Annotated in this window: 2 protein-coding genes; both read left to right on the top strand. The window is 43.7% G+C overall.

What is annotated here, in order from left to right; genetic code table 11:
* Positions 1–232, top strand: a 232-nt coding sequence (locus tag ACS8FD_RS15125) for a LysR substrate-binding domain-containing protein (protein ID WP_439276455.1), incomplete at its 5' end; no start/stop codon positions are given.
* Between the two features lie 121 nt (positions 233–353).
* Positions 354–1,274 (top strand): MBL fold metallo-hydrolase (locus ACS8FD_RS15120; RefSeq protein ID WP_439276454.1); only part of this gene is annotated, 921 nt, incomplete at its 3' end.

Here is a 1,274-nt window from a genome sequence, read left to right as displayed (position 1 = left end):
CTTAGTAGATTTGGCAGTGAAAAATCATGGTATTACTTTTATACCAACTTTTATTGCTTACCAAAGATTGGCCAAAGGTGAGCTAGTCCCTATTCTTGAGCAATATCAATTGCCCACGCTCAATGCCTATGCGGTTTACCCTAAGAATCGCTTCCTATCACAGCGCTGTCGCTATTTGATCGATTTTATTGCAGAGCGTTTTGGTGACAACCCTTACTGGGATGACTTCTAATAAAAAAACACAAGCAAGCCTAATTTAATAAGACTCAACAGTTTTCTAAAGTCGCTATAAACCCCAAAACAATGTTGCTAGTATTGTGTCAAGATATCCATCAATCATAAGGAGATGCATTATGGATTTGCAAGCACTAGGCATGAAAGCGATTAATGACTTTGATAACATACGCCAAAGTCCACTACCACAAGAGCGTTTAAACGCAGCTCGCAAGCAGGCAAGCGCATTCAGAGAACGCTTTATGGATGAGCCACCTGTTCAATTTTATCAAAGCGCCGACATGGTTAGAGTGCCCTACCCAACGTGGTACGCCTACAGCGGTGTCTATACGCAAAGCACTTATAAATTTCCCTACCTTCATATCCTAAACCGCATTTTTATCATTCAGTATCATGACTTTTTAGGCGAATTAAAAACCTTGCTGTTCTCTCCTTCTGATATCGAAGCGGATCGCGAAACGCCATTTTTCAAGCGCTTAACGGACAAGATGCCCAACTGGTCGCCGCTTGAAAGCGTGGTTGCACCTATTATCCGTGATGTGACTGGCGCATTAGCCGAAGTCGGTTTAGCTCCAGAAGATGTCGATTACATCAGCTACGATCATCTACATACCCAAGATATACGTCGTTGGCTTGGTACCAAAGATCAAACCGCCTACTTCCCTAATGCCAAGATTTTAGTTCATGAACAAGAATGGCTAAGCACCACTGCTTTGCTACCAGTACAAGCGGATTGGTATTGCCCCAATGGCATCGAAGGCGTCGACCCTGATAAAGTTATTAAATTTACTGGTAGCATCCAATTAGGCACAGGCTTAGCACTGGTGCATACTCCAGGCCATACCGAGGGCAACCATTCACTAGTCGCGCGCGTACCAGATGGGATAAGAGTCACCTCAGAAAATGGCGTCGGCGCTGATGCTTATGCGCCTATGAACTCAAAAGTGAATGCCATCCATCGTTATGCTAAAGAAACAGGCATGGAGGTGATCCTAAACGGCAATACGTTAGAAGGTAGTAATGAGCAATATATCTCAATG

This window comes from Psychrobacter sp. 1U2 (assembly GCF_051847575.1).
This window is presented reverse-complemented; position numbering and strand designations above follow the sequence as displayed.